The following is a 24617-nucleotide window of genomic DNA, read 5'->3' as shown; positions in this document are numbered from 1 at the left end:
AGTGCAAAGGTAAGAACTAAATTTTAATCTCCAAACTCTTTTTGAAAAAATTTTATTTTATTTTTTCGAGCTAATTTATGAAGATTTTCAACCTCTCATTCTCTGCTTAAAAAGACTAACGTTTTAGTCTTTTATAACCGCCTCTTTTCAGAAGCGAGTGCAAAGGTAAGAAGAGAAATTTAATATGCAATGCTTATTTAATTTCATTTGAAATTTTAATTTACATCGCTGTCTTCTTTGCAAAATGTTGAAATGAATAGCACTCACTAAAGGTGTTTTTCATTTGGCCTTCCGTTTGAAGGGAGTGCAAAGGTAATAGCTAACTTGATAAATGCAATATTTTCTAGCTATTATTATATTAAATGAAGATCAATAGATAAAAAACAGGTTGTAAATCAGAAGCTTACAACCTGTTTTTATTCTAGATTTTTATAAAAACTATCTATGTTCTGGTCTTAAAAGGTCATTTACTGTCTTTACAGGAGTAAATGTAGACACTGGTACTTCAACAAATAAAGTTGTCCAGTAAGCCATTGAACCATTCCAAAGACCTGGTAATTCAATTGCTTGAATTTCTTGACCATCTCTTGATTTATGAGTAATGAAACCAGCATTCTCATTTCTATAGTCAAGAAGATTAAATTTATTACCCTTGTAGTCTTTTACACCACAAACTAAATCCACAGGATTAAAGTGAGTAGCTGAATTGGCAATTTCCCTTCTTACAGGGTTAGAGAAATTGATTTGAGCACTTTCTACGATTTGTAAAGATCTATGATCTCCATCCTTTAACCAGAATGGACCACCACCAGGCTCCCCTTCATTCTTTACCATACCACAAACTCTGATTGGTCTATTTAATTTATCAAAGAAGTATGCCTCGATTTCTTCTTGAGACAAACCACTTAATTCTTCACCTAAACTCCAACCAAGAGTATTCATACAAAATTCGATAACAGAAGCGGTAAACTCTTCACTTCTTTCACCAGAGTCATGTCTCTTTAAGAATGAATGTATTTTCTCTTGTGTATCTACAAGAATACTAGCTAAAGCCTTTTTGTACTTATAAGTATCTTCCTTTAGCCTATCTGTTGTAACGTTATCAATGTTTTTTACAAAAATAACATCAGCATCAATATCATTAAGGTTCTCTAATAAGGCACCATGCCCACCTGGTCTAAATAACAACTCACCATCTTCTGCTTTTCTGAATGGTTCATTTTGACCTGTTGCAGCAATAGTATCAGTTGAAGATTTCTGTGTTGAGAATGAAATATTAAAGTTTACATCATATCTTTTGTTATAAACTTCTTTATATACATTCGTTAATTCAACAAACTGATCAAAATGCTCAGGAGATACTGTAAAGTGTAAATTCACTTCACCTTTCTCATCTTTTGCATAATGAACACCTTCAATCATATGTTCCTGTACAGGAGTTCTTATCTCTCCATTGTACTTATGAAAACCAATTAATCCTTTAGGACGGTTAGCTAAATGCAAACGGTCGCTTGAGAAAGTAGCTTCAAGAATACTTTTATATTCTTTGTTTGCAACCAATACATCTAAATTACCCAACTTTTGAGCTACTTCAGAGTAAATCTCTGTGTATAACGGGAAGTGAATAATATTATTAAAGAAGTCTGCTACTAAACCTTTGCTTTTTTCTAAATCAGGTTCAGTAAATGTATCTTTAGCTTCAAGATCATTTTTAAATTCAAGTAAAGCTTTGAACATACGTGTTGCAGCTCCTGAAGCTGGAACAAATTTTAGAAGAGACTTTCCTTTTACAGATTCTTCATACTTTGAAACATAAGAATCAATTTCCTCGTCAGTTAGCTTGATAATTCCATCTCCAATTGTAGCTGGTCTAATAATATTAGCGTACTCAAACCCTGTTCTAAAGTAGTTTAATTGTTTCTCCACTGTTTCTACAGTGATTCCCTTTTTTTCCATTAAGGAAAAATCCTCTGGAAGAAATTTTGTTGTTATTGACATTTCTTGTGTTTCCAAGGTTATATATTTTAAATGTTAGTATAAATCTAAATTAGCAATCGCGTATTAGTAATAGGTTATTTTTGTCTGTAAGCATAATACCTAAAGTACAAAGTAACAAAAAATTAAAAAATAAACGAAACCGATTGCATTGATTAACTTATTTTATATTGATGCAATATAACAATTTAAAATATTTGTATTTTTGAATTCACTAAATAGCAAATAACTTAAGCAGTATTATGATAAATGGCATTAAAAGCCTTAAAAACACAGGTTTAGCGATTTTAATATCTAACGCAATAGCACTTTGTTTACTCTATATTTTTGATTTATCTGATCGAATCGGTTGGGTAAAAGAAAATATTATAGAAAGTATAAAAACACCGTTATTTTCTTTTAATAAACTAGGTGTAAACTTCGGAATACAATCAGATTCATTTGTTTTTCTAGATACTTACAATTCAGGGAACTTGACAATTCCTTATGAGAACTATGTGATTTATGGTTGTATACTAACCTTTAGTTTTTCAGTTTACTTAGCGAGTATCAGTGGTTTAAAGAGGATTTGGCATGCTATATTATTTGGTTTGTTTGCAATCTTGATAGGAACATTCCACTTTGAAAACCTAGGTATATTAAATGAAATACATGACAAAGCATTTACTGCATTAGTTTTACTTATATATGTTGGAATTAGTTTTTACTATCATATCAAAAATCACATTTCATTTGGAAAACGGTATTTGTCATATTTTGTCACAACAATTGCACTAATTGGGATTATAGAAATCAATGTTTCTGAAAATCATCACTGGATTGCAGAGGCTATTAGTTATAGTTTCCCAAGCTTTGTTTTAATCTCTATTCTTTTCATTCTGTTTATTAGTATCAGTTTCCCATTTGGAATCTTATATATCACTACATTTAAAAATACAGGAAATGATGGAGATAGCTATAAACACTTTATTATTTTCTATGTCATTTATATTCTAAATTTAGTTTACTGCTACTTAAATTTATTTCATTCAGTCGACTTCGACTTATATTACCTACCACCAGTGTTGAATATTATCATCGGAAGCTTTATTGGTTTATGGTTGATTCAACAACAAGAGGATTTATTTGCATCAGCAACTAGAGAAGATTCCATTTTATATTGGGTTTATTTAGGAGGCGCACTAATAACACTATCCACTTATGCTTTTCATTTATCAATATTTGATACATCATTTACTAATAGTATAGAGCAGTTTAGTACTGTAACTATGCTTGGTTTTGGAGGAGCTTTTAGTATTTATATTGTCTACAACTTTCATCATATACTAAAGAAGAACCTCAAAGTATACAAGGTCGCTTTTCAACCTCAAAATATTGATTTCTTATCATCATGGGGAGTTGGTTTATTACTAACTATTGGATTACTATTTATCAATAATTTTGTCTCTTACCGATACCTTTGGGCATCTTACAACAATCAGTTGGGTGATGTAGAATTACTCAACAACAATAAATACTTAGCTGAAGAAAGGTATCAATTAGCAGATTTGTATCATTTATGGAATTTACATTCCAATTTGATGTTGGGGAAAATTGCTGAAGAGAATAAAAGACCTGATGTTGCTTTAGTCGCTTATCAAAATGCGAATAAAAATAAAGGTATTGAACAATCCTACTTAAAGGCTAGTGCACTAGAATATCAAAATAAAAACTATATAGAATCATTATTTCAGCTAAAAAATGGTTTAGAAAAGTTTCCAAATTCATTACCGATTATCAATAACCTATCCTTAAGATTTTATCAATTAGGAGAAATGGATAGTGCATTTTATTATTTAGATAAGGGAATGTCTATTTCAAAAGAAGGTGACGATTACCAATCTATAAAAAATAACACCATCGGTTTGTCGGTATTGAATAAGAGCAAATTTGAAGATGTATCTGCATTATTATCTCCATTATCTGAAGTGTCGAATATCTATGAAACTATTAACCATTTAGCTTTATTGAACCAAAATGGGGTTTCTTCTGCATCGAAATACATCCCTAACCTTGTAAAAGATACTACACTTAATGGAGACGAGGTAAGTTATATCTATAATTATAGTATCAACACTTTACTTGATAATGATCCAGAAGATATTACCGATATTATTTCATCATTGAATACAATGAATAATATCGACTATAAACAACAATTACTTTTTGCAGAAGGGGTTAACAGTAAATCACAATTTAAAAATTACAATTTCTGGCTGGCTTTTGATAAGCTAGACCACGCATATGGTACAACAAATGGTTATTACAACTTTATGTTAGGTTTAGAAGCCTTACAAAATAATCAGTTTGAATTGGCATATGATAAATTGATGAATGCTTTTAGAACTGGGCAAAAATCGGCTATTTATCCTCTTAGTGTTTCTAGTAGTCAAGTTAATTCTAAAGAAAAAACTCTTGAACTATGGCAGCTTGTTCATAATATGAAAATGATAAGTGATGAAGAATTCAAGATCATCTCGAAATATCTTAAAACGTCTACCTTAGATGGTAATACAGAAAAAGATTACTTCTACTATATTCTATTTAATCACAAGATTCTTAAAAAAGATAACATTATTAATGCATTAAAAGAGATAGGTAAAGAATATGATAGAGAGGAAATTGTTCTTCTAGTATTAAATCACATGATGATTGAAAGAAAAACAGAACAAGCAAAATCATTCATACAAGCCTATTCTAAACAATTTAATGTATCAAATAATTTAAATGCTGAGTTTATTACCTCGCTGTATGTTTTAGAAGAGAAAAATGATATTAACATTGAAGCTACTGAAAATCCAATCCAAACTTTAGCTTTTAAAATAAAAAAGAAAGAAGCAATCGAAGATCAAACAGAAGTTCTATTTTTGAATGACGCTTTTAATAAAGCATATACGCATCAATTATTAAAAGAAGAGAAAGGAGAAGACGCGTTTAACTTCACTCAGCAGCTTTTATACATTAATCCATTTTCTGAAACTAATACAGCTCAATTTATTCAAGTATGTATGCACTTAGGTTTAAAAGATTTTGCTGAGAGTGCAGTAGTTGAATCTGAATATAAATTATCAAAAGGTGCTCAAAGCAGAATAAATACGTTATATTCAGAGTTAATAAAACAATACCAACAAAAAATAAATACCTGGGAGTAAACTAACAATATTATGTCCAATCAAGTTATTAAAACAACCGGAATTTCTAGAATATACCAAATGGGTACCGAAGTGATAAAAGCACTTAAACAAATTGATATTTCTATCGATAAAGGAGAGTATGTTGCTTTTATGGGACCTTCAGGATCAGGAAAATCTACTTTAATGAATATTGTTGGATGTCTTGATACACCTAGCACAGGTGAGTACTGGCTAAATAATCAAGATGTAAGTGATATGTCTGAAAATGAATTGGCAGTAGTTAGAAATAAAGAAATTGGTTTTGTATTCCAATCATTCAACTTATTACCTCGGTCAACTATACTTGATAACGTAGCCCTGCCACTTGTTTATGCAGGTGTAAATAAAGAAGAAAGATTAGAGCGAGCACAAAAATCATTAGATGCAGTAGGTTTAGGTGATCGAGTAAAACATAAACCTAATGAGTTATCTGGAGGACAAAGACAAAGGGTTGCGATTGCAAGAGCTTTAGTAAATAACCCGAGTATTATTCTTGCAGATGAACCTACAGGAGCCTTAGATACAAAAACATCTTATGAAATTATGGATATCTTTAACCAACTCCATGAAAATGGAAATACTATTATTATGGTAACCCACGAAGAAGATATCGCAAATTATGCTCACAGAATAGTAAGACTAAGAGATGGTCTTATTGAAAAAGATGAGAAAAATTTAAATGTGACTAAAATAGTCCGTGAATAATGAAAGTATATACTAAAACAGGCGACAAAGGAGAAACTTCACTTTTTGGTGGAAAAAGAGTTCCTAAAGATCATATTAGAATTGAAGCTTATGGAACTATTGATGAATTGAATTCTTATATCGGATTAATTCGTGATCAATCAGTGAATAATAAGAGATCTGATATTTTAAAAGAGATCCAAGATCGCTTATTTACTATTGGTGCTGAAATGGCAGCAGACCCTGATAAACCTTCTTTAAAGAAACCAGATCTTTACGAGCAAGACATTGAATTATTAGAAAAGGCCATTGATCAAATGGATCGTTCTTTATCTCCATTAAAATATTTTATTCTCCCAGGAGGGCATACATCTGTTTCCTTTGCACATTTAGGAAGAACTGTGTGTAGAAGAGCAGAAAGGTTAGCCATCACCCTAGAGCATGAGGAAGGAATTATAGATACGATTATTATTAGGTATTTAAATCGTTTATCCGACTATCTGTTTGTTTTGTCTAGAGTAATGGCTAAAGAACTTGGAGTTGAAGAAAATTATTGGGTTCCTAGAAAGTAAAGCTTAATTAATAATCGAGTAGATCAAGATGGTATCGCTCGATTATTTTTTTTAGTAGCTCTCCATATAATGGAGATGTTGCATAACCTACTCCACCATACTTAGTGGAACCAATCATATTCGCCCAAGCTTTATAATCCCTTCCTTGAGTGAATAATGGGGCGTATCTTTTTTGTTTGTTCAGGAATACTGAATGTGCTCTAAACGATTCCCAAGGTGACATATATTGTGCAAATGAATCTTTTACCACACATTTATAAAGGTTCCTCCCTCCTTTTGTCACTTTAGTGTAGGAAACAACTATCCCTTTATTTCGTTTGTATTCTTCTGCTGTATAATATTCTGTGGTAGTTATTGGCTTTGTCTTCTTTGATTTATCCTTAACACCAAAATAATTATTACCAATTACTCTAGATCCATATCCTGTTTCCAAAGCTGCTTGCGCCAAGGTAATAGATGCAGGAACATGATATTTTGCTTGCTCCATCAATGCTGTCTCAATTTTCTGTAACGGAACAGTTGAAGTAAAGAAAGAATAGACATGTGGTGGTACTTTCATATTATCCAACACTAACTCTCTAAATAAATTTCCGATCTTTTTATTTAAATCAAGAAGTTTTTCATTGGTTAATTGATCAACTCTTGTTCTTTTGTTTTCAATTAGAAAATCTGTCACTAAAAGTTGTCTTTCAATCAGGAACTTATCTAGAGCATTGTTTGCTAAATCAAGCTTCTCTTCTTTGTAATTACTATAGGTACTGACAAATTGTACAGGGACTACAGAAGTCTCTGCTTTTTCCACTTTTTCAAGCTCGATATTAAAGTCTTCAATAAATTGATCAATGGTAGGTTCTTGTGCCCCATAGTTTACAGCTATAGGTGCTTGTACGTAAATTACTTTTTCAGAAGATGAAGAAAAAAACTGCATTCCTAAAATCATAAATAATAAAACAATTGAAGCAATGACTAACTTTGGGTTAACAATGAGAGTGAAGACATTTCCATTGTATCTGAAATAGAAGTTATTGGGAAAACGCATTCCAATAGCTAAACCATTTCTTGTCTGTACAGATAACTCTGTGGATGTTTTCAGAAAAAACATAACATTTAAACTTTACTTTTTAGAAATCAATGATAATTCATGTGGTGATGATTTTACTATCACATTTCAAAATTAGTTTAAATTTTAAACATTGTCAATATTTTAATCATTTTTTATTCTAAATTTAGAAATATGTCCATTAGTATTAATACAATGAGGGTTGGAAGACAATATAAAATCGTAAATTATGGAGATGTGTTTATTTTTGAAACATTAAAAATGATAAACGATGATGATTTTTTGATCAAAGACTTAACCACTCTAGAGACTTACAAGATGAGTGAGCTTTATGAGTATGGTAAAGGAAAAGATTTTATGATTGAAGAAATTGATGAATAAAAAATCCCTTGAAAGCAAAAACTTCCAAGGGATTTATATGATATCAAATACTGATTAGTATCTGTAATGCTCTACTTTATATGGTCCTTCTTTTGCAACACCAATGTAAGATGCTTGATCATCAGTAAGAGTTTCTAACTCTACACCAATTTTTGCAAGGTGAAGACGAGCTACTTTCTCATCAAGATGTTTTGGTAGCATGTAAACTTTGTTCTCATACTTACCGTTGTTTTGCCATAACTCTAACTGTGCCAATGTTTGGTTAGTAAATGAGTTAGACATTACGAATGATGGGTGTCCCGTCGCACAACCTAAGTTTACCAAACGACCTTCTGCCAAGATGATCACATCGTTTCCAGATGCAACTGTATACTTGTCTACTTGAGGTTTGATGTTCACTTTAGTGTGACCATATTTTTCGTTTAACCAAGCCATATCGATTTCATTATCGAAGTGACCGATATTACAAACGATTGCTTTATCTTTTACTTTTTCGAAGTGACGACCAACAACGATGTCTTTGTTACCAGTTGTAGTAACTACGATATCGCCTTCTAATACAGCGTCGTCCATTTTCTTCACTTCAAAACCGTCCATTGCAGCTTGTAAAGCACAGATTGGATCGATTTCAGTAACGATAACTCTTGCACCTGCACCTCTTAATGAAGCAGCAGAACCTTTACCAACATCACCGTAACCAGCAACAACTGCTACTTTACCAGCGATCATTACGTCTGTAGCTCTACGGATACCATCTACTAAAGATTCTTTACATCCGTATTTGTTATCAAATTTAGACTTTGTTACTGAGTCGTTAATATTGATAGCAGGTAATGTAAGTGTACCGTTTTTCTCTCTATCATGTAATCTAAGAACACCTGTTGTTGTCTCCTCAGAAATACCTTTAATATCTTTTACTAGTTCTGGGTATCTATCTAATACCATATTAGTAAGATCTCCACCATCATCAAGGATCATGTTAAGAGGCTTACCATCTTCGAATCCGTGTAACGTTTGTTCGATACACCAATCGAATTCTTCCTCAGAAAGACCTTTCCAAGCATATACTGGAATACCTGCAGCAGCAATAGCAGCAGCAGCTTGATCTTGTGTTGAGAAAATATTACATGATGACCAAGTAACTTCAGCACCTAATTCTACTAATGTTTCGATCAAAACAGCAGTTTGAATAGTCATGTGAAGACAGCCAGCAATTCTAGCTCCTTTTAAGGGTTTAGAAGGGCCAAATTCTTCTCTTAAAGACATTAAACCTGGCATTTCTGCTTCAGCAAGCTCAATCTCTTTTCTACCCCATTCTGCTAAAGAAATATCTTTAACCTTGTATTTTACTGTAGTACTTTCCACGGTATAAAGTTTTTAATGATTTCGAATCGCAAATGTACAACAATTTTAAGAATTGATATACAGTGTTGATATGAACTGTTTAATAAACAATCTTTTGGTATGAAATTGTTTAGATAAAATGTGAAATTTTTAAAACTATTAAATATTTAACTAAAGAATCGTCATTCTATTCATGGAATTCATATAATAGTTTTATTTTCGTATTTACTATAAAGTGTCTTATTTATAGCATCAAATAATATTGTAAGCGTTATCATTTCTGATGTCGAAATCAAAAAGCATATATATAAAACTATTATTTTTTGTAACTACTTTAACTTCTATTCTTGGTTACCAACAAACAGCTCATGCAACAGATGTTGACAGCCTTTTTTCGCAACTTACTTTAGAAGAAAAAATAGGACAATTAATTCTAGGAATACCAAATAACAATGAAACTCTTATCAAGTCGCTAGCTAGAGAAAATCGTCTTGGAGGAGTTCTATTTAATGATTATTGTAATCCCACTTTGTACAGGTATTTTACTAATCTTAATAAGCTACCTAACAAGGTAAAAGTTCTATTAGGAGCTAAAAACCAAGAAAGTTTAAAGTGTCTCAATGAAAAATACCAATACTTGCCAGACAACTATAATCTGGGAGCCATAAAGAGTAATGTTTTTACTTATAATTCATATAAAGAAATAGGTGTTGAGGCCAATCGTTTAGGTATTGATTTCTACTTATCCAATGCCTTATCAATACATAAAGAAGCTTCTACAGAATATGGCTTTGGAGAGGATATTAATAATGTGACATTAAAAAATCAAGCTGCAATAAAAGGGATACATCAGAGTAAAATTTTAGTAGGCAGTGCTATCGATTACATAAAAGATATCGATGAACTTTCTGAAAAAAATCAACTTATCCTTAAAGAGCTTGTAAAGGACAGTTTACAAATAATACTTCCAACAGAAGTTTTATTCGACGCTCCTATCTTTACTAAAAACATCATTCAACATCTAAGAGATTCTCTAAAATATCAAGGGTTAATTCTTACAGGAAATCTTTCTGCAGGTAACAATGGTTTAAAGACTGTACAATCTAGTATCAATGCTTTACAGAATGGACATGACCTTATTGCAGTATCTGATTTCTTTGAGGAAGTAATTAAAGGAGTTAGAAATGCTGTCAAAAAAGGAACATTAAATATTGAGGTAATTGACGAAAAGGTACTAAAAGTATTGAATTACAAATACCGTCAGAAAGCTGTAGTTAATGATTCTTCAACTTCTAATGAACAACTTAAAGCCATTATCTCTGAAACGTATGAAAAGTCTCTGACCTTATTGAATAATACTGACAGCTTATTGCCACTTAAAGATTTAACGAAGAAAAAATATCAAGTCATCAGTATTGGTTTAAAAAATCAAGAAGATCATTTTTCTGAAATGATGAATAGGTTTATCGATTATGACTATCATCGAATTGAAAATTCTAGTTTTTCAACAGGTCAGGTTAATCTTCTTTTAGAATCATGTAAGAAGAAAGATATGGTGATTGTAAATATCGTTTGCTATCAAAATTCTTCGAAACATAGATTTGGAATCAGTTATGCGACGGAACAGTTAATAGATCAACTACAACAAAAAACTAATGTAATAGTCACTATTCATGGTTCGCCTAATGGTCTGAAGTATTTAAAAGGGACTAAAAATACTTTAATTAATTATTCCATAGATCAAGAAGCACAATATGCCTCTGCACAGTTTATCGCTGGATGTACTGATGTTAATGGAAAATTACCCGTTTCGATTTCTAATCAATTTGATTTAAATCAGGGTGAAAAAGTAAAAGGCTTACAAAGGTTAGGATATGGTAAAGCTGCATATGTCGGTTTGGACGGTGCAGTTTTAAATCACTTGATTGATAGTATTGCCAATCATGCCATAAATATTGAAGCCACTCCAGGTTGCCAAGTAGTAGTCGCAAAAAATGGAAAAATCGTATTTGAGAAATCGTATGGATATTTTACCTATGAAAAATCTATACCTGTAACGAATAGTACTGTTTATGATATTGCATCTATCACTAAAGTAGCAGCAACAACCCAAGCTATGATGATGCTCGATTATGTTGACTCTGTGAATGTAAACAATCGACTAAAGTATTATATCAGTGATACCGATACAACAAATAAAGGGAACATACGATTAATTCAATTCCTAACACATACAGCACCACTTAGAGGTGGATACTATTTCTGGGGGCATGTTTACGATAAAGAAACCAAGAAGTATGACCCTACCTATATAAGTAGTTATAAAAAGAAAGGTTACAATGTAGAAATCACTCCTAACTTATTTGCTACAGATAGTATTAAAGACTGTATGTGGAAATGGCTTTTAGAAAGTCCTATTTCAACTAGAAGAAGATATACAAAGGATGTTTACAGGTATTGGTACAGTGATTTAGGGTATTACTTCTTACAAAGGTCTATTGAAAAAATTACAGACAAACGATTAGATCATTATCTGGAATCTAAGCTATATAGTAAATTAGGTACAAGAAATTTAGGGTATTTACCATTAGCTCATGGTATCAATTTAAAACGAATACCTCCTACTGAGATGGATATTCATTACCGACAATCATTAATTAAAGGCATTGTTCATGACCCATCTGCTGATTTAATGGGTGGCGTTGCCGGACATGCAGGTATTTTCTCAAATGCTCATGATCTAGCGATCTTAATGCAAATGAATCTTCAGAATGGTTTCTATGCGGGTAATCAGTTTTTTGATGAAGCCACTATCAATAAATACAACAGACAACCATATGTTCGATTTAAGAATAGAAGGGCCTTAGGCTGGGATAAACCACCATTGAGAGGAGATGAAGGAAATACATCTCCACTTGCTCCAAAGAAAACATTTGGTCATACAGGGTTTACAGGTACATGTGCATGGATAGATCCGGAAAATGATATTGTATATATCTTCTTATCAAACCGTGTATATCCAACGGCTAGAAATAATAAGTTAGCGAAGGAAAATATAAGAGAGAATATTCAGTCTGCAATCTATCAAGCCATGGGTGAAGTACTACCCCAATAGACAAATGTTGACATTTATTGTTAATTTATCATGTAATTTATTTGGTTAGTAAGAATATTACTCCTACTTTTGCATCGCTTTAAAGGAAAAAGCACTTCTATATGGCTCCGTAGCTCAACTGAATAGAGCATCACATTACGGCTGTGAAGGTTCCAGGTTTGAATCCTGGCGGGGTCACAACTTTTTCCAAAGAAGCTAAATGGTTCCGTAGCTCAACTGAATAGAGCATCACATTACGGCTGTGAAGGTTCCAGGTTTGAATCCTGGCGGGATCACTAAAAAGGTCAATATCGAAAGATGTTGACCTTTTTTTTATATGCAAAAAGCTGTTTTATCTTTTATTTCAACTTAAGGATCACATTAATTTATCTCTAGATACTATTGAAACTAATTATTTACTAAGCCATAAAAGAAACCATCTCAATGGCCACCTTTCCTAAATCCTTATTTCCGGTAATTGATATTTTTTCTTCCAAATCAACTGGCCTTAAACTCTTAGAGAATAATTTCCAAGATGCATAAGCATCAATCTCGATTATTGTTACAATATCTTTAGGAGTTAACGTTAAGTTCCATTTTTGACCATCAAACACTACATACCAATCTTTATTTATTTCTCCGGTAATACTTAATTGTATTGAATGACCAGAAGTCGTTGATGTCTCTCTTAATGTATGAGGTAATGCGTACATACACACTTCCAAAAAAGGAACAAAAAACTCTTCATTGATTATTCCTTGTTTACCAACAGCATCTCTAATTTGTTGTTGGTGTAAGAACTTTTCTGTGTATTCTCTAGCAATATGCATCCAGTTTTTACTTTCCATTTCTCCTGCCCAAGCTACCGAAAATTCAGCTTTAGCATTTAAGTCTAAAGATGCATAGTACTCACAAAAAGGTCTGGAAGTGTGCTTTAGAAACTCAACCAACATTTGTGGACTTACTCTTTTCATTGCCAAAACCCAATCAGCATTTAATTGATTCAAGAAGTCCAAAAGATCTTGATAAGATTCAATTACCGGTGGTTCGGGTTTATGACCATCTCTTAATCCAGACAATGTTCTGATGTTTCCATCATACAAATGAGCTACTACATCTTTAACTACCCATTTCTTTGCTACTGTTTGTGCTAACCATTCTTCCTCAGAAAGCCCGTCCAATAGTTCAAATAACTTTTCTTCTAATGCTGGAAATTTATTAACTAAGTCTATCATTTTTTGTTTACTTCTTATTCTGTTTATATCTGTCCATTAATAAAGATATTCAACGAACATAAATTGTAACCTTGATTAGATCGGTTTAACTCTAATCATCATTCATTTATAATATTTTAGAATAGAAAAGGTGATCAGTATAATGTTACCAATCACCTTTTCTAATCGATCGCTTCTATTTATTTGAAATGAGTTGATTATTTTCATAATCATAAATAATAGGTTGACCTGTTTGTATTTCTAATTCAATCACCTCTTTCTTAGATAGATGATCAATATGCATCACAATAGACCGAAGGCTATTTCCATGAGCCGAGATTAATATATTTTTCCCTTTCTCAAGTTCAGGAACTACCTCTTTTTCAAAGAATGGAATTGTTCTTTCAGCAGTATCTTTTAAAGACTCACCTTTGGGTGGAGGAATGTCATAACTTCTTCTCCATTGATATACTTGTGCTTCTCCAAACTCTTTAGCTGTCTCCTCTTTGTTTTTACCTTGGAGCTCTCCATAATACCTTTCATTTAGATGCCAATTATGATGAACAGGAATCATATTGTCTATCATTTTTTGATCATATATTCTAGACCATTCTTCCAACTGCCCTTTAGAATGGAGTAAGATGGGTGTTTTATCACTTTTGTTTTGAGCAAGTGCAATCATTGCTGTTTCTACAGCCCTTATTTGCATTGATGTAAATACAATGTCAAAAGAAATTTCTGATAACTGTTTCCCTGCTTGAATAGCTTCATGGATACCTTGTTCTGATAAAGGAACATCAACCCAACCTGTAAAAACATTTTTAAGGTTCCACATCGATTGCCCATGACGGATTAAGATTAGCTTTCCCATTTTTCAATTTTAGTTTTTATGCAATTGTAATCTTAGAATCAAGGTAAACAGATTGAACAGCCTGAATAATTTCAACACCTTCATTAAATGGTTTTTGAAATGCTTTTCTTCCTAAAATTAATCCGCTCCCTCCTGCTCTTTTATTAACTACCGCAGTTTTTACGGCATCAGCAATATCGTTGTCTCCAGAAGCCCCACCTGAATTTATTAACGGAATACGGCCAGAATATTGATTTAGTAACTGATATCTAGCTAGATCTATTGGGTTATCTGATGTTAACTCGGTATACATTCTTTCATCAAACTTGCCAAAAGTATGGCCGTTGCTATTCAAGGCTTTATACCCTCCATTATTCGTGGGTAACTTCTGTTTTATGATATCAGCTTGTATGGTCACTCCAATATGATTGGCTTGCCCTGTTAGATCTGCAGAAGTATGGTAATCTTGATCTCTTTTGAAATCGCTATTTCTGAGATAACACCATAAAATAGTGAACATCCCTTTTCGATGAGCATAATCAAATGCTTTACTAATTTCTATAATCTGTCGATTAGACTCTTGAGAACCAAAATAAATCGTTGCTCCAACTCCTGCTGCACCCATTTCATAAGCTTGATCAATTGAGGCAAAACTAATTTGATCGAATGTATTTGGTGATGTGAGTAGTTCGTTATGATTGATCTTTACAATAAAAGGTATTTTATGAGCATACTTTCTGGACATTAATCCTAACACACCCAAAGTAGACGCCACACCATTACACCCCGCTTCCATGGCAAGTTTAATGATATTTTCTGCATCGAAATACATTGGATTTTTAGCAAATGACGCTCCTGCAGAATGTTCTATTCCTTGATCTACAGGTAAAATTGATACATATCCTGTTTCTTTTAAATTACCTGAATTATAAAGCCAATTTAAGTTTTTAAGAACTCTATTATTTCTATCAGAAGTGATAAAAATATCATCTACTACATTTCTTGATGGAAGAGATAATGTAGACTTATCTACTTTAGGACTCGAAAATTCTAAGAGAGATTCATCAGCACCTAACAATTGCTGAATTTGGTTAGTTTGTAACATAATATTTACGCTTTTGGGATTTAGTTATTGGATTGATAAGTGTAATTAACTTCATTTATTATAAAGCAAAATACTATGAAAAAGATTAATTCCCTATACCTAATTCTGAATAATACTATGGTACACAATAACATGATAGTCAATAGATAAATAATCACATAAAGGTCAATCACACTAGTAATTGACCTTTATAAAATGAAAACAATTAATTGATGGGCTAGTCTATTTTTTACATCATTGAACGTTGGTTCATCTCTATTACTATACCTTTTGGAAAAAAGAGCTGTCCATCATAAAATAAAACATTATCAACGGGTATACTTATTTTTTCTGGTGCCTTTGTAAGGATAATATTTGAGTGCAGAGTGATTCTTTTTCCTTTTCCAAAAGCTGTTTTATCTTCAAATGTTGTCCAATTACATTTTGTTGGATTAGTATCCAGATCCAAATAATTCGAGGGCTTTTTTAACCATAAGTCTAACTCTGTATGGTTGATCCAAGTAACTTCTAAATACAAGTTTTGACCATCAAAGACACTCTTAAAATGGCCAATTAATCCAGCTACATTTATTTCATTTTCTGATAAAAAGATTTCTTTTAAATTTTGGGTATTTTTTTTCTTTTGAAGAATGGCATTGATATAACTTTCTACTTCATTTTTAAACCCTAAACTTTGTGTAGAAAGCTGATAACTTTTCTTTTGTGATTGATATGGGTATTCTTTTAGGTAACTCTGGTAAGTTATATCAGATAAGTGAAACCTTAAATGTTGAATTCTTCCATTTTCGTAATAGTTTATCAAGTAATGTTGTCTTAATGGGCCTCTCTCTCCTATCTGTGCATACTTAAATACGTGGTTATCTGGTTTTATTGTACCAGTTATTAGAGTGTCCATTTCAATTGAAATACTTTTCTCTGTGATATAGGCCGAAGGTCTACTTTCAATAGTAGATAATAATATGGGTTCGATGATTCCTTTTCCTTTATACTCTATGGTATATTCTAATTCATGTGATTTAGGTAAAGCATTTAAACTCACTTTACATTTTTTATTATGCATCAAAATGGTATTCTTTTCAGAACTAAACCCCCAAGGGTTGATACTCTGAGATGTTCTACTCGACTTTTGATTTATATTACATGCGGTAATAAAAGACAGAAAAAAAAGGAAAAGTAAACGCATATTAAAAATAGAAAAAGGAGTACCTGAAAATGATTCAGGCACTCAAAATCGAAACTAACTTGAAATGATTATTACAACTAATTAAACTACTTTGTAGACCAAATTGAGAAGCTTTTTGGAGGGCATTGTATTTTCACCCATGTTCCACCTTGAGTCCAAGGTTCCCAATTTGAATGTCCTGTGTAATCTTTAATTTGTCTGTTACTCCAGTTTGTCGGAATCCAACGTTCTTGCCAGTTGTCTGAGTTATTGATATAAACTACTAAACCTGGATTACCATTATATCCGTTTCTTCTAGCGATATACTCATCATTATCCACATGAAGAATAGAAGTATTACCCGTTGCAAAACTTTTGTGGATCCATAATAAATTATCCATCATACCTCTATCTAACCAATCTTCATAGTCTCTATAGAAAAGACAAGGATAACCTTCATGTGTTAAGATATATGCATATGCTAAGTGTTTATTCCAGATTTCATCCGTATCATGATTCGCTACGAAAGTCACTGCTCTGTAACTATCTTTTTTCCAAAGCATATCATTATTTAATGCATTTAGGTCGTTACCATCAAAAGCACTTTTCATTGCATAATAAGCAGCAAAGTCAAAGGCAGATGAAGTGCGATCAGTGTTATCTACCCACCATTTTAATGTATTGGCATTACCATCCCATAATTCACCTACAGCAAATCCTCCTACATTATTCATCCATTCTTTTACTACCCAAGGTCCAAAACCTTTTACATAGTCAAATCTCCATCCATCAAAACCAACATCGTTCTTATAGTATTTACCAACAGACTCATTACTTTTCCATAACCAGTCTTGCACATACCCCTTTACATGGCTAAGGTCAGGGAAACCACCAAAAACACCTTCATCATTATTTGCATCAAGGTTTGGATGGAAATCATTATATGTTCTAAAGAATTTACCTGAAGCAGGCTCAAATTTTGTCCAAGTGTCAGTTCCTGTATATGGATTGGCTTCTAATTGACCACCACTATTATGGTTTAGAACAATATCAGCATAGACTTCCATATTCTGACTATGAGCTTCACCGATAAGAGATCTTAATTCTGGACCTGATCCAAATCGTGTTTCAGTTGATCCCATTTGATCGTAATCCCCAAAGTCAAAGTAATCCATTGGGTCATAACCCATAGAGAATGGACCATTCTGAGCTTTTGATGCCGGTGGTAACCATATTGAACCAACACCTTGGTTACTCCAATTTTCTAGTTTACCTTTTACCGTGTTCCACCATTCTCCTCCAGCGGGAACATCCCAATAAAAAGCTTGCATCATTACAGGCCCACCTGGACTATCATAATACCTTTGGTTAGAAGATTCATTTGTTTGAAAAGGTGCTCCGTCGTGATGAGTCACCTGCATATTCAAATTGGCTTTTGGTTCGTGAGCAGGGATTCCATTTTCTTCTTGTTCTAAGAAGTTGTTACAAGAGAAACCCCCAATTGCTAGTGTAGATAATAGTACAATTGATTTAAAATTCATTTTCATATTCATTCTTTGATTAGACAATGAACATCTTTAATAATACAGTACAATCGATTAAAAAAAATGTTGAATAGATTGATGATGCAAGTTTACCCATAACCACCTATTACAATCGTCTAAGATTCAAAAAATGAAATCAATAGCTTCAAAAATAAAGTGTCAAATAATAAAAACGACACTTATAAAACACTTATAAACAACAACTTAACTATTTTTGTGTAAAATTTACGTTTTATATTTTTGATACGTATTATTTTAATTCGATACCCGCTAAATTTCTAACATTAATCTAAAATCTTCTTCACAGATGACTTTTTCATAAATTCTTTTGGTGTCATACCAGTGGATTTTTTGAAAGCTCTATTAAAAGTACTTTTCGATTGGAAACCTACCTCATATGCAATGCTTAATAATGTAGATTTCTCAGCATCTCCTACTAATACTCTTTTTGTAAATGCTTGTACTCTATAATCGTTGACTAACTCAGAAAAATTTCTTTTGTAAGCTTGTTGAATAAGTTTTGTCAGTTTATGAGAAGGGATATTTAATAAGTTAGAAACATCGTTTAATGATAAATCTTGTTTAGTGTACAGTTTTTCCTTTTCAAATAGATCCGTTACTTTTTCGATAAATTCTTCAAGTTCTTTGCTTTGAGTAACATCTTCTTTTCTATAGGAACTCTTCTGTTCTATTGGTTCTAATGTATGATGATATCTAAAAACCCATGCAGAAGTAATAACGAAATAGATAAATGTCGAATACCATATCAACTTGTCTGATAGATCCTGATAAAGGAAGTGTTCCTTTTCGATAAATAGATTCACAACTTGAATAACAACACCAATGGTATAACCAACAATCACTAACAGTGAATATTTCTGATAAAAAGCAAAGGACTTCTTTACTGATTTTACTACACTCCCTTGCAAAGATTCTGTATTATATTTCTCTAAATGATCTTTAGACTGTAGCCAACTAATTACTACTAATATCAAAAACAATCCCTTTATAAATAAATTCATCTGAGGGTATAGTCGTTCGAGAAAAATAACCAATAAAGTCTCTTCTTGTAAGAGATAGAAAGCATAAATGATACAGAGTCCTAACCCAAAAATGTATAAAAAAGGAATATTCTTTTTAAAATCATACGATCTAAAAATACTGTCTTGAACATTAGAAATTACCAGATAAAGAATAGGAATAAATAAATAATGAATTAAATGAACTCCCCCCATTTGGTTTTTGAAAGGCATATAAAGGGAAAATGAAAAGAAAAGAAGAATGATAAAAGTTGATATCAGAATTAATAAAGGATATTTGAGTTCATGATTTTTATAATTCATCCATAGAAAATAAACGATCAATAAGACAATATGAAAAAGTAAGTATGATGTCAGTTGGGGTAAATCCCAAATCTCACTTTTGTTTACATCTTCCCAATCTTCAATTGATATTATTAACTGTTCTGGCCCTTTGCTTTTATGATCATATACTCTATTGGGTCTGTATTTACCATCCGACAAACATTCAATCGTTGACCAGCTTCCTCTTGTTACTTTAAACTGAAAAGATGAAATTTTTGAAGGTAATGTCAAAGTATAATTCCCTTCCTGGTTTAAGGTAAACTGGTAGTTTAAATCATCCGGCCTCCAATTATTAAAGTTACCAGCAACAAAAAACTTTGATTCATAGGGAGTAGAATTTGGTAAGCTTTCTAAGACAATTGTTGTTTGTCCAGCAAGATCTTCCCATCCTAAAATATCTATTCTTACAGTATCAGATTCATTTTCTGAGATAAACACTCTATTTGCTTTAGGTTTACCGTCATTCGTTGACTCTACTTTATCCCATCCTCCTCGTGTTATTTTATATTCAAAAGCATTTAGATGGTCAGAAATATAGACATACAATTTTCCATCCTGACCTTTTTGAAATTGATATTTCTGATCCATCGGATTCCATGCATTAAACGACCCGACTAAATATAAAGGCTCATCTACAGGATGATGAAGCGGCAATTGGTTAATCACAAAGTTTACAGCTCCAACACTGAAGGATTGAAAAAGAGCACAAATGAAAGTAAGGTATGGAAGTAATTGATGGTAATAATTCGATTTCATAGCTAGATAATATTTACTGGTTGCATCAATATAATACCATACATTTATTTGATCACACACTTCAGTAAATATTCTAAATCAAAAGTAATATATGATCTAAAAAACTATCTGAATTCTTCGTTAGCGAGTCCATTCAACATTTATAAAACAAGATTAGGGTTTTCTTTATTCCTTTTCCCTTTTCAAAGTAACAATAGGTATTCACTTAATTCCTCTAATAAATGAAAAGGTTAATTATATCTGTCTTTGCTCTTATCAATACTTTATCTGTTATGGGACAAGATATTTATACTAATGGTAAAATATTTACTTCCAATAAACAACAATTATGGGCCAGTGCAATGGTTGTCGATGGAGATAAAATCGTCTATGTTGGAAATAACAACAAAGCACTTTCTTACCAAAATGAACAATCCAAAGTAATTGATTTAGAAGGTAAAACATTACTTCCTGGATTATACGATTCACATATTCATCCTTCAATTGCTGGTCCGAATATGACTTTTGTATTAGACCTATTTGGAGTTCAAAATAAAGAAGAAGCTGAAAGACTAATCAGAGAGTTTGCTGCCAAACAACCCAAAGATGGATGGGTCTTAGCAAACGGCTATAAAATAAAACATTTTGATAGCTCAACTGCACAAGAATTAGATGAGTTAGTAGGCGGAAGACCTGCTATTATCTGTGAAGAATCTCAACATACTGGATGGTATTCTTCAAAAGCAATAGCATATTTTGATGTAAACAAAGATACTCCTGACCCTGATGGAGGATCGTATGACCGATTTGAGGACGGTACTCCAAGTGGTCATTTTAGAGAGAAAGCTCATATTGCAGCTGGCTTTCTTACCACACCTGAACTACTCACAAAAGAGCAACAGGAAATTGCTATGAAAGCTATTATCGATAAATGTAATAGTGTTGGATTTATTGGTATTGAAGATGCTGCAGCTTTATCGGCTAAGGGTACTGATGATGTTTATAAAAGACTGCATAAAAAAGGAGAATTAACTATTCGAGTAGAATATAATAGAACCCATTTATCTCCACTAGATGATTCAACTAATAATATCAGCCTAAACAAAAGACGTTTGGAAGGTGATGAAATGCTTTCTTCTAGAACTGTAAAGTTTGCTATAGATGGAATACCAACTGATAAAGCATTTTTATTTGAACCTTATGAAAATTTAGATTGTGAACATTCACACACCTGTATTGGTGTAGCCAATTATAGCAAAGAAAGGCTATTAAAAAACTTCAAATATTTAATCGAAAAAGGTGAGCGAATTTATGTTCATGCAGAAGGTGATGCAGGGATTTCAAGGGTGATTGATTGCCTTGAAGAAATAAACAAAACACATGCAATTAAAAATGAAAGACATGTGATTACTCATGTGGATCTCATTAAAGCTGAAGACATAGATCGTTGTGCTAAACTAGGAATCATTTTACAAGTTCAACCTCAATGGCAACCATTAGATGAATTTGCTAACAGTTATATAAAACCTGCTATTGGGGAAGAAAGGTTTGATCGAATTTATCGATATGACAGACTTTACCAAAGAGATGATGTAATAGTCGGTGTTGGTGCAGATTTCCCTACTGGACCTGTTTTCTCTCCATGGGAGATGATACAAACCATTGTTACCTGTAAAAATGTGGGTGAAGACATGCAACCTAGAGGCTACACTTCTTCTGTTGAAAAAGCGGTTTTACTCTTCACCATAAATAATGCATTTGTAACATTTAGAGATTATATCAGTGGAAGTCTAGAGGAAGGTAAGAAAGCTGATTTTATAATTATCGACCAAGATATTTTCACAATTGATCCACATGATATTCACAAAACAAAGGTTCTTAAAACAGTACTAAACGGCAAAACAATCTATCAAAATGAAAAATAAATTTATAGCAACTTTCAGCTTAATTTTCGTCTTCATCTTATTTACATATATCAATTCACAAGCACAAAGTCATCCTAAAGGATACTTGTCTATTACCACGTCAGGTTCAAGAGTGATGCAACGCAATGCTCATTCTGGGATTATAAGTTTAGATTATAATCATTATTTATCTGACTCATGGATGATAGGAACCTCTATTGTTGGTGACTGGGAAAAAGAAAATGGTATTAATCAACCATTTAAAAGCTCAGTTGCTATTTATGGAACCTACCTTTTTGGAAAAAATAAACACTGGGGTATTGGAGGTGGTTATGCAAAAGATATTGTCAGTGGAAGTGATTTTAAATTAGGTAATGATTATATCGATGGTTTCATTATGTATTTTATTCCTATTGGAAATATTGGATATATCTGTCCAAGAGTAGGCTATGTTCATGATATTCAAGATCAAGAACAAAGTATATCCGCTGGAGTTAGTTTCAGTATCCCAATCGGAAAATAAAACAAAAAAGGTCAACCAAATGATTACTCATATTTGATTGACCTTTTTATTTATATATAGAAAATCTTATTTCATAGACTCTTCTAGATCATCCATTCTATGGAAATAATCTATTGCTGCTTCTTTTACTTTAGGTGATAATAATAATGCGGCAACCATCGTCGGAATTGCCATTGTTGCATAAGCTCCATCAATTAAATTTAATATTGCTTCTAATTTAATTACCGATCCTACCACAATTAATATGATATACATATAATTAAAGTAATGTCTTCTTTCTTCACCTATTAAATACCCCAAGCATTTTGTTCCATAGTATGAGAATGAAAACAAAGTAGTTAATGCAAAGAATAATACACATGTAGACAAAATAATTGGTCCCATTACAGGAAAAACAGCTCTAAATGCTTCCGTAGTTAATAAAACTCCATTGATATCTCCCATATCAGGACGATAAATTCCTGATGCAAGAATACCAAAAGCAGTCATTGAACAAACTACAATTGTATCGATAAATGGTCCAATCATAGCTACCAAGCCCTCTCTAACTGGTTCATTTGTTTTTGATGCTCCATGCATCATTGGTGCTGTACCAATTCCAGCTTCATTAGAGAAAGCAGCTCTTTTTGCACCAATAATAACTACTGCCCCTAATGCTCCACCAGCTGCCGATTTAAAAGTAAATGCTTCAGTTACTATTAAAGATATGATTGAAGGTAATTTTTCGATGTTTAATCCAATCATTGCCAAAACAGTACCTGTATATAAAACCACCATAACTGGTACAAGTTTTCCTGCAACACTTCCAATACGCTCAATACCTCCAAATATCACAATTGATACTAATGCCATAATTACCAAACCAATTGTGAAATTAATTACATTAGTACTCGCCATTGATGTAATACTTTCTGGTAAAACCACTGTTCTAACCACCTCTGTTAATTGGTTCGCTTGGAACATTGGAGTTACACCAAGTAGACCCGCTGCTGCGAAAAACATGGCTAAAGGCTTCCACTTTTTACCAAGTCCCTCTTCTATAAAATACATTGGACCTCCTTCTGCATGACCATTCTTATCATGGCCTCTATACATTACTGCTAATGTACAAGTAAAGAATTTTGTCGCCATACCTAATAATGCTGATACCCACATCCAAAAGATAGCTCCAGGTCCACCTGTTACCAATGCTACCGCAACACCACTGATATTTCCCATACCCACAGTTGCTGCAATTGCTCCTGATAACGCCTCGTAATGATCTATATCTCCTTCTGCTTCAGGATCATCAAATTTACCTCTAAGAACATCGATGGCGTGTTTAAAATACCTAAAGGGTAAAAACTTCGAATAGATTGTAAAAAACAAACCTCCCCCCATAAGTAACAATAGCAATGGAGTTCCCCATGCTAACGCACTAAACGCGGCGGCAAATTCTTCAAATGTTTTCATATGAATTAGTTATATGTATTTGGTTCTTAATCTAAGCAGCCGATTATTAAGCAACTTAATTATTTATTTTTATAATGATTCAATAAGGTCAATCAGTAAGCTAATACACAATTTCTAGAGAAGAAACTAAATTTAAACGTATTAGGAAGATATGAAATAAATTAAAACATTACTCTATTATTTAACTGAATCTTCTATAAGTAGATGTATGATAACTGATTGATTTCATGTGAATTATATTTATCCTATTCTACTTTGTATGACGATATTGAAGTAATGTATATAAAATATGATATACAAAAAAAGGTTAGCTAACATCTTGTGTTAACTAACCTTCTATATCTAATGAATGTGGCGCCGACTTACTCTCCCGGGGGTTAACCCAGTACCATCAGCACTGTAGGGCTTAACTGCTCTGTTCG

17 protein-coding genes and 2 tRNA genes are annotated in these 24617 nt (G+C 32.5%); 9 read left to right on the top strand and 10 right to left on the bottom strand.

All coding sequences use genetic code 11. From position 1 onward, the window contains the following. Positions 1–438: 438 nt before the first annotated feature. Positions 439–2013 (bottom strand): DUF4301 family protein, encoded by a 1575-nt coding sequence (locus QL232_RS26985; protein WP_317169972.1) that lies wholly within the window; start codon positions 2011–2013, stop codon positions 439–441. A 224-nt stretch (positions 2014–2237) separates the two neighbouring features. Here QL232_RS26985 and QL232_RS26980 point away from each other — a divergent pair, with 224 nt between their 5' ends. The 3 genes from QL232_RS26980 to QL232_RS26970 are packed head-to-tail and all read left to right on the top strand — an operon-like array spanning position 2238 to position 6463. Then, positions 2238–5186, top strand: a complete 2949-nt coding sequence (locus tag QL232_RS26980) for a hypothetical protein (protein WP_281616469.1) — start codon at positions 2238–2240, stop codon at positions 5184–5186. 12 nt (positions 5187–5198) lie between these two features. Beyond that, positions 5199–5912 carry an ABC transporter ATP-binding protein gene (locus tag QL232_RS26975; RefSeq protein WP_168885699.1) on the top strand — a complete coding sequence of 238 codons (714 nt, stop codon included), beginning with the start codon at positions 5199–5201 and terminating at the stop codon, positions 5910–5912. Next, entirely contained in the window at positions 5912–6463 is a 552-nt protein-coding gene (locus tag QL232_RS26970) for a cob(I)yrinic acid a,c-diamide adenosyltransferase (protein ID WP_168885698.1), read from the top strand. Before QL232_RS26975 ends, QL232_RS26970 begins: the two co-directional genes overlap by 1 nt. A gap of 7 nt (positions 6464–6470) precedes the next feature. Here QL232_RS26970 and QL232_RS26965 read toward each other — a convergent pair whose 3' ends face one another. Next, on the bottom strand, positions 6471–7565 hold the full coding sequence (locus tag QL232_RS26965) for a glucosaminidase domain-containing protein (protein WP_235958358.1): 1095 nt from the start codon (positions 7563–7565) through the stop codon (positions 6471–6473). 153 nt (positions 7566–7718) lie between these two features. On the opposite strand from QL232_RS26965, the gene QL232_RS26960 reads away from it, so the two are divergent. Further along, positions 7719–7904 (top strand): hypothetical protein, encoded by a 186-nt coding sequence (locus tag QL232_RS26960; RefSeq protein ID WP_281616468.1) that lies wholly within the window; start codon positions 7719–7721, stop codon positions 7902–7904. A 54-nt stretch (positions 7905–7958) separates the two neighbouring features. Here the strand turns inward: QL232_RS26960 and ahcY are convergent, their stop codons facing one another. Next, positions 7959–9269, bottom strand: coding sequence for an adenosylhomocysteinase (gene ahcY / locus QL232_RS26955; RefSeq protein WP_168885696.1), 1311 nt, complete (start codon positions 9267–9269; stop codon positions 7959–7961). Between the two features lie 262 nt (positions 9270–9531). Here ahcY and QL232_RS26950 point away from each other — a divergent pair, with 262 nt between their 5' ends. From QL232_RS26950 to QL232_RS26940, 3 genes are all read left to right on the top strand, one after another. Continuing rightward, a complete protein-coding gene (locus QL232_RS26950) occupies positions 9532–12363 on the top strand; it encodes a serine hydrolase (protein ID WP_281616467.1) in 2832 nt (943 codons plus the stop codon). Positions 12364–12466: 103 nt separating this feature from the next. Then, positions 12467–12540: transfer RNA gene (locus QL232_RS26945), tRNA-Arg, on the top strand. 24 nt (positions 12541–12564) lie between these two features. Further along, positions 12565–12638 (top strand) — tRNA-Arg (locus QL232_RS26940). A 123-nt stretch (positions 12639–12761) separates the two neighbouring features. Here QL232_RS26940 and QL232_RS26935 read toward each other — a convergent pair. The 6 genes from QL232_RS26935 to QL232_RS26910 form a co-directional block, all read right to left on the bottom strand. Then, positions 12762–13577 (bottom strand): maleylpyruvate isomerase N-terminal domain-containing protein, encoded by an 816-nt coding sequence (locus QL232_RS26935; protein ID WP_281616466.1) that lies wholly within the window; start codon positions 13575–13577, stop codon positions 12762–12764. Between the two features lie 175 nt (positions 13578–13752). Beyond that, on the bottom strand, positions 13753–14427 hold the full coding sequence (locus QL232_RS26930; protein WP_281616465.1) for a 2,3-bisphosphoglycerate-dependent phosphoglycerate mutase: 675 nt from the start codon (positions 14425–14427) through the stop codon (positions 13753–13755). Positions 14428–14443: 16 nt separating this feature from the next. Continuing rightward, the gene (locus QL232_RS26925) at positions 14444–15511 is read right to left on the bottom strand and encodes a class I fructose-bisphosphate aldolase (RefSeq protein ID WP_168885684.1); all 1068 of its coding nucleotides are present in this window, start codon (positions 15509–15511) and stop codon (positions 14444–14446) included. Positions 15512–15740: 229 nt separating this feature from the next. After that, positions 15741–16694: a hypothetical protein gene (locus QL232_RS26920; protein WP_281616464.1), complete on the bottom strand. Its 954-nt coding sequence runs from the start codon at positions 16692–16694 to the stop codon at positions 15741–15743. 86 nt (positions 16695–16780) lie between these two features. After that, complete coding sequence (locus QL232_RS26915; RefSeq protein ID WP_211093437.1) at positions 16781–18214, bottom strand: alpha-amylase; 1434 nt, start codon at positions 18212–18214, stop codon at positions 16781–16783. A 287-nt stretch (positions 18215–18501) separates the two neighbouring features. Further along, positions 18502–20337 carry a helix-turn-helix domain-containing protein gene (locus tag QL232_RS26910; RefSeq protein ID WP_281616463.1) on the bottom strand — a complete coding sequence of 612 codons (1836 nt, stop codon included), beginning with the start codon at positions 20335–20337 and terminating at the stop codon, positions 18502–18504. Positions 20338–20558: 221 nt separating this feature from the next. On the opposite strand from QL232_RS26910, the gene QL232_RS26905 reads away from it, so the two are divergent. Beyond that, positions 20559–22241, top strand: coding sequence for an amidohydrolase (locus tag QL232_RS26905; protein ID WP_281616462.1), 1683 nt, complete (start codon positions 20559–20561; stop codon positions 22239–22241). Continuing rightward, positions 22231–22743, top strand: coding sequence for a hypothetical protein (locus QL232_RS26900; protein WP_281616461.1), 513 nt, complete (start codon positions 22231–22233; stop codon positions 22741–22743). The genes QL232_RS26905 and QL232_RS26900 overlap by 11 nt, the downstream gene beginning before the upstream one ends. 66 nt (positions 22744–22809) lie before the next feature. Here QL232_RS26900 and QL232_RS26895 read toward each other — a convergent pair whose 3' ends face one another. Further along, positions 22810–24195, bottom strand: a complete 1386-nt coding sequence (locus QL232_RS26895; protein ID WP_281616460.1) for an alanine/glycine:cation symporter family protein — start codon at positions 24193–24195, stop codon at positions 22810–22812. Positions 24196–24617: the final 422 nt, after the last annotated feature.

This window comes from Flammeovirga sp. SubArs3 (genome assembly GCF_947387565.1).
Lineage (GTDB): Bacteria > Bacteroidota > Bacteroidia > Cytophagales > Flammeovirgaceae > Flammeovirga > Flammeovirga agarivorans.
Note: the sequence above shows the minus strand (reverse complement) of the source record. Positions and strands in the feature narration are given on the sequence as shown.

Excerpts from the sequence above, each read along its gene's own strand:
- QL232_RS26905 (WP_281616462.1), top strand. The coding sequence starts at position 20,559 with ATGAAAAGGTTAATTATATCTGTCTTTGCTCTTATCAATACTTTATCT.
- QL232_RS26975 (WP_168885699.1), top strand. The coding sequence starts at position 5,199 with ATGTCCAATCAAGTTATTAAAACAACCGGAATTTCTAGAATATACCAA.
- QL232_RS26920 (WP_281616464.1), bottom strand. The coding sequence starts at position 16,694 with ATGCGTTTACTTTTCCTTTTTTTTCTGTCTTTTATTACCGCATGTAAT.
- QL232_RS26900 (WP_281616461.1), top strand. The coding sequence starts at position 22,231 with ATGAAAAATAAATTTATAGCAACTTTCAGCTTAATTTTCGTCTTCATC.
- QL232_RS26950 (WP_281616467.1), top strand. The coding sequence starts at position 9,532 with ATGTCGAAATCAAAAAGCATATATATAAAACTATTATTTTTTGTAACT.
- QL232_RS26980 (WP_281616469.1), top strand. The coding sequence starts at position 2,238 with ATGATAAATGGCATTAAAAGCCTTAAAAACACAGGTTTAGCGATTTTA.
- QL232_RS26895 (WP_281616460.1), bottom strand. The coding sequence starts at position 24,195 with ATGAAAACATTTGAAGAATTTGCCGCCGCGTTTAGTGCGTTAGCATGG.
- QL232_RS26960 (WP_281616468.1), top strand. The coding sequence starts at position 7,719 with ATGAGGGTTGGAAGACAATATAAAATCGTAAATTATGGAGATGTGTTT.
- QL232_RS26965 (WP_235958358.1), bottom strand. The coding sequence starts at position 7,565 with ATGTTTTTTCTGAAAACATCCACAGAGTTATCTGTACAGACAAGAAAT.
- QL232_RS26935 (WP_281616466.1), bottom strand. The coding sequence starts at position 13,577 with ATGATAGACTTAGTTAATAAATTTCCAGCATTAGAAGAAAAGTTATTT.
- QL232_RS26930 (WP_281616465.1), bottom strand. The coding sequence starts at position 14,427 with ATGGGAAAGCTAATCTTAATCCGTCATGGGCAATCGATGTGGAACCTT.
- QL232_RS26925 (WP_168885684.1), bottom strand. The coding sequence starts at position 15,511 with ATGTTACAAACTAACCAAATTCAGCAATTGTTAGGTGCTGATGAATCT.
- QL232_RS26915 (WP_211093437.1), bottom strand. The coding sequence starts at position 18,214 with ATGAATTTTAAATCAATTGTACTATTATCTACACTAGCAATTGGGGGT.
- QL232_RS26970 (WP_168885698.1), top strand. The coding sequence starts at position 5,912 with ATGAAAGTATATACTAAAACAGGCGACAAAGGAGAAACTTCACTTTTT.
- QL232_RS26910 (WP_281616463.1), bottom strand. The coding sequence starts at position 20,337 with ATGAAATCGAATTATTACCATCAATTACTTCCATACCTTACTTTCATT.